2 protein-coding genes are annotated in these 6,052 nt (G+C 38.3%); one reads left to right on the forward strand and one right to left on the reverse strand.

Translation table 11 applies throughout. The annotated features are described in order from the left end of the window. Positions 1-7: 7 nt before the first annotated feature. Complete coding sequence (locus GN105_RS12120) at positions 8-3,166, forward strand: efflux RND transporter permease subunit (protein ID WP_155285658.1); 3,159 nt, start codon at positions 8-10, stop codon at positions 3,164-3,166. A gap of 17 nt (positions 3,167-3,183) precedes the next feature. Here GN105_RS12120 and GN105_RS12125 read toward each other — a convergent pair. After that, positions 3,184-6,052, reverse strand: a 2,869-nt coding sequence (locus GN105_RS12125) for a helicase-like domain-containing protein (protein ID WP_262884855.1), incomplete at its 5' end; no start/stop codon positions are given.

The raw sequence follows: 6,052 nt of genomic DNA on the forward strand, positions 1-6,052 counted from the left end.
TTTAAAAATGTCTTTTAATCAACCTAAAATATCATCATTCAGTATTATTTTAGTGTTTTTGTGCATTTCTTTAGCGGGAGTAGCACTTGTTCCTTTATTGCCTGTAAAGTTAGCACCCTCCCAAAATCTCCCTGCTTTGACAGTGTCTTTTTCGATGCCCGGAAGTGCATCGCGTGTGGTGGAAATGGAAGCTACTTCAAAGATAGAAGCGATGCTTTCCCGTATTAAAGGTATTAAAAAAATTACTTCTCGTTCAGGAAATGGTTGGGGAAGTGTTTCCTTGGAAATGGATAAACACACTTCCATTGATGTTGCTCGTTTTGAGGCATCCACCGTTATACGGCAGTTGTGGAGCGATTTACCAAGAAGTGTTTCTTATCCACAATTGCAAGTGCGTCGTCCTGATGAAAATGCTAACCGCCCTTTTCTAAATTATACGCTCAATGCTTCAGCACCGCCTATTACTATTCAAAACTATTGTGAAAACAGCATCAAACCGCGACTTAGTGAGATTGAAGGTATCTATAAAGTGGATGTAAACGGAGCAACTCCTATGGAATGGCAACTTCAATACGACAACGGCCAACTGAACCGAATGGGAGTAAGTGTGGACGAAATCCAACGAGCCATACAGTTGCATTATAATACACAATTTTTGGGTATTGGAGAAATTGAAGATAATGGAAATGTTCGAAAATTTGCACGAGTTGTCTTAGGAGATGCCTCTGAAAAAGAAACTTTTGACGCTTCCAAAATTTCTGTCACCAATAAAGACGGAAAGATACTCTATTTGAATCAATTAGTAAATGTCAGTAGGGTAGAACAAGCTCCCCGAAGCTATTATCGTATCAACGGACTCAATTCCATCTATATTTCCATTTCGGCAGAAGAAAATGCCAATCAATTGCAGTTGAGTAGCGAAATCAAAAAATTGATGGAAGAAATTAAGAAAAAACTTCCGCAAGGGTATGAATTACATCAGAGTTATGACGCTACCGAATACATCAAAGATGAACTCAACAAAATCTACTTCCGAAGTGGACTCACTATCCTGATTTTATTAGCTTTTGTATTGCTTATCTCACGAAATATCAAATATTTGTTCCTTATCGTTAGTAGTTTGTTCATCAATCTGGCAATAGCTGTTGTGCTGTATTATTTTTTACGTTTGGAAATACAACTCTATTCGTTGGCAGGGATTACCATTTCCCTCAATTTGATGATTGACAACACCATCATAATGACCGATCATTTGCGAACCAGAAATAACCGAAAGGTTTTCTTGCCTATTTTGGCTGCCACGCTAACTACCATCGGAGCTCTTTGTATGATTTTCTTTTTAGACGAGCGATTGCGGCTCAATCTGCAAGATTTTGCGATGGTAATAGCCATCAATTTAGCAGTTTCGTTGCTGGTAGCTCTATTTTTCGTACCTGCAATGATGGAAAGAATCAAAATAACCAAGAAAACACGAAAATCACGACAAAGATTGCGTATCTCAAAACGTTTTATTGTAAAAACAAGTCGATTTTACCAAAAAACAATCTTGTTTCTAAAGAAAGGAAAATGGGCTGTATATATATTTTTTATTCTTTTATTTGGACTACCTGTTTTTTTGCTTCCCGATAAAATTGATAAGGAAAATCAATGGGCGGAGCTGTACAATAGCGTTTTCAATACGACAACCTATAAAGAAAAAATAAAACCCATAACTGATAAGGTTTTGGGAGGGACACTGCGTTTATTTGTTCAGAACGTATATGAGCGGGGATATTTTGACCGAAATCAGGAAATGGTCTTAACCATTACCTCTTCAATGCCCAACGGGACTACACTCTCACAGATGAATACTTTAGTACAGCGAATGGAAAGTTATCTTTCTACTTTTTCTGAGATAAAACAGTTTCAAACCTCTATAAATAGCCCTAACAGAGCTTCTATTTCTGTGTATTTTACCAAAGAAGCGGAACGTTCGGGATTTCCGTACAGACTGAAAAATAGTGTGATTACCAAAGCCTTGGAATTAGGGGGAGGAAGTTGGGGTGTTTTTGGGTTGGAAGATAGAGGATTTAACAATGACGTGAAAGAAACTGCGGGAAGTTTTTCTGTAAAATTATTGGGTTATAACTATGATGAATTGAATGCTTGGGCAGACTCTCTCAAAAATAATTTATTAAAATATCGTCGTATTCAGGAGGTAACGATTGGTTCGGATATGTCTTACTATAAAGATGACTATCAGGAATTTATGTTTAACTTGGATAAAAAGAAACTTGCCATTCACAATATGTATCCTTCTCGATTGTTTAATTCGCTTTCGAGTATGTTTGGGAGGGATATTTGGGCAGGAAGATTGTTTGTTGATGGACAAAATGAAGATATTGTGCTTCACAGTAAACAATCCAAGATATACGATATTTGGGCGTTACAACACGCTGGAAATCATTTTGACGAACAATTTCATAAACTAAATCAATTTGCTCAAATCACCAAAGGACAAGCTCCTCAGGAAATCGCTAAGGAAAATCAACAATACCGTTTGATAGTACAGTTTAGTTACATAGGTTCTTCTCAGCAAGGAAACAAAGTACTTGATAAAGAAATAGAAAAACTTAACAATAGTTTACCTTCGGGATATAGAGCCGAAAAAGAGGGTTGGAATTGGAGCTGGGAAAAAGATAAAAAACAGTATTGGTTATTGGGGATACTTGTTACAATCATCTTTTTTACTACTTCCATTTTGTTTAATTCGCTTAAACAACCTTTTATTGTAATTTTGATTATTCCTATATCATTCATTGGAGTTTTTCTTACATTTTATGGTTTCGATTTAAATTTTGACCAAGGTGGATTTGCTTCGTTCGTATTGCTTTCAGGAATTACAGTAAATGCTAATATTTACATTTTAAATGAGTATAACGGTCTTCGTAAAAAATACCCTAATCTTTCCTCAGTAAGAGCTTATTTGAAAGCGTGGAACAGTAAAATTATTCCCATATTACTTACTATAATTTCTACTATTTTAGGATTTATTCCTTTTGTAATTGGACTCAAAAGAGAGGCTTTTTGGTTTCCGCTCGCTGCCGGAACAATGGGAGGATTGCTCTTTTCACTGGTGGGAGTTTTTGTGTTACTTCCGATACTTGTCGCTATAGGAAAAAGGTAATACATTCCACATTAAAATCACATTTTTACTACCCTTTTGTTTTCTTTTCTCTTCTCTTTACCTTTCTCATTTTCCTTTACTTCTTCTTTCACGGGGGTGATGGAAAGTTGAATTTTTCTATCAATAGAAGTCAATTCGTTTTTGAGCTCGTTGAGGGTATTTTCTTTTGTCCATTCTTTGGATACGACTTCTTTAAGCACAGGCAAATCTTTTTCGATGACAGTGATTTCTTTTTGTTGTTTTTCTATCATTGCGGGAATTTTTTCTAAGGCATTTAGGAAGTTGGTTACGGCCAAATGCGGTTCATTAGCAAGTCGTCCGTTGTTATGTGTATACTTGATACCGCCTTCGCCTTGTACAAAAAATCGATTTTCTCGTAAATCCAAGCCTTCTTTTTGTGAAATCTCCGTTTTTACCAACACTTGAAATCCATACAAACTACCGATTTCTTGATAGTCTCCTGCGGTACGAGCATTTTTGGCATAATCGTGTAGTTTTTGAGCCAATTGTTTGGTGTTGGCTTTTTCAGGAAGTTCGTGCAGTTTTAGAGCATTGAGCTTATTGCCCTCAGGGTCTTGCTGTACTTTTGCCGAAAAATTCTGCCAATCGGTTTGAAGACGAAATATTTGCTGTTGGAGTGCATTCTTATCACTAGTAAGGTTTTCTAGTCGAATTCTCGAAGTCGCTTTGGCTTTGGAAAAGGCTTGCTTTTCACTTTCCAAGGCAGCAATTCGTTTTTCCAATTTGGCTTTTTCCAAAAGATCAGTATTTCCTGAAAGGATGGCTACATATTCGGAAAAACTCATTCCCGATTGCTCGTCCATTACTCCCTCGTCGATGGTGCGTTTGGTGAGTCGGTTGTTTTTGAGTTGTTCGATAAAAAGTTGCTTGCTATAAAGCAAGTTAAACTTATAGGCATCTAAGGATTTTTCTACGGCATAAATAATCACGTCCACTTTGTTATCGGCAAAATGCTTAGCGATTTCATTGCCTTTTCTGATGGCTCTTCCATCGCGTTGTTGCAAGTCACTGGGTCGCCACGGCGTATCCAAATGATGCACGGCAACAGCTCGTTTTTGAGCATTCACTCCCGTTCCAAGCATATCGGTAGAGCCAAATAACACCCGTATTTTTCCCTCAGTCATATCGGCAATGATTTGTTTTCGCATCTTGTCGTTTTTGGCCTCTTGGATAAATCGAATTTCGTGTGGCGGGATGCCATAGTCTTCCACGAGTTTGCGTTTGATTTCACTGTACGGATTCCATTCATTGGGCTTGTATGTCCCCAAATCAGAAAATACAAACTGTGTTCCTTTTTGAGCGTTGAATTTTTGATAGTATTCATAAATTTTTTTTGCACAATGGGAAACTTTATTGTCAGGATGGTCGTCATAACGATCAGAAATCATCCGCATATCGAGCGACATCTTTCGAGCATAATCAGTAGCGATAAGCATTTTAGCTTTCTCTTCGGAATCGGAAAGGGGTTTACGCCCTAAAAGGGTAGCATTTCCTGTTTTAGCAAACTCCATCAGCTTCTTAATAAACACTTCTTGCTCGGGTGTAGGCGGAATATGGTGCAAAATTTCGTTTTTTTCGGGTCGATCAATACCAATATCCTTTGCTGAGCGATAATCGGTAATTTCGCTATAAAATTGAGCCAATTCGGGTACTTTGATAAAATAGCGGAAACGTTCTTTTTGAACGATGTTATTGGCAACGGAAAATTCATAATCGGTAGTCTTTCTCGCATAAATGGCAGCCCACGCATCAAAGCAATGAATTTGTTGTTTTTCAAGAGCCTGAGGACGCAGGTACTTGAAAAGTAAATACAATTCTGTAAGCGAATTGGAAATGGTCGTTCCTGAAAGAAAAGTAGCTCCCATATCCTTACCCGTACGCTCTTGAATGGTACGCAAAGCAAAGAGTAGGTTCATTGCCTTTTGACTACCTTGTGAATTGCCCAAGCCCGCCACCCGATCGTGGCGTGTGTTAAATAGTAGATTTTTAAATTTATGACTTTCATCGACAAACAAATGGTCAATCCCCATCATTTTAAAATCCACGGTGTTATCGGTTCGGGTGTTAATGTCGTGCCGAAGGGTAGCGAGTTTTACCTCTAAGTTTTCCTTACGTTTGTACATTCCCTTAATCATTGCACGAGAAATATCCTTCTCCTGATTTTCAAGTGTCCAAAGATTTTCTTCCACATCGTCCAATTCCTGTTGAAGAATCTGCTCTTGAATTTCAGAAGATTGTGGAATCATTTTAAATTGATCGTGGGTGAGAATTACACAATCCCAATCGTTGTTTTTAATATTTCCGAAAATCCTTTTGCGTTTGTCGGGGGTAAAATCCTCCTTACCGGGATACAAGATTTTGGCAAAGGGATAGGCACGGCGATACGTTTCGGCAATTTCGTGGACATTAGCTTTGAGTCCGATAATCATCGGTTTATGAGCCAATCCCAAACGCTTCATCTCTTGAGCGGCACAGCACATAATAAGTGTTTTTCCTGCACCCACCTCGTGATCACAGATGGCTCCACCATTCATTTTTATCATCCATATTGCATCTTTTTGGCTAGGATATAAATCCTCAATGCCCAAAGCGTGTCTATCCAAGCCCGGGAAATCTTGAAACCCTCCATCGTAGGTAGGACGTACAAAGCAATTGAACATCGTGTTGTACTGTGCTGATAATTTGTCTCTAAACACTTGGGATTGTTCGCTAAGCCATTGTGGGAAAGCATTGCGAATTTCATCTATTTTTCCGTTAGCCATCTGTATGGCTTCCATATCCCGCACACGCACTTCCTTGTCGTCTATCTTTATCTTTTTGGTGATTTCAGGGCAGGTATTCAGGAGTGCGTGTTTAAAAAGAGCA

Source organism: Capnocytophaga felis (genome assembly GCF_009684755.1).
GTDB classification, from domain to species: Bacteria; Bacteroidota; Bacteroidia; order Flavobacteriales; family Flavobacteriaceae; genus Capnocytophaga; species Capnocytophaga felis.

Bases quoted from the DNA above. Each gene is read 5' to 3' on its own strand.
- GN105_RS12120 (WP_155285658.1), top strand. From the start codon at position 8: ATGTCTTTTAATCAACCTAAAATATCATCATTCAGTATTATTTTAGTG.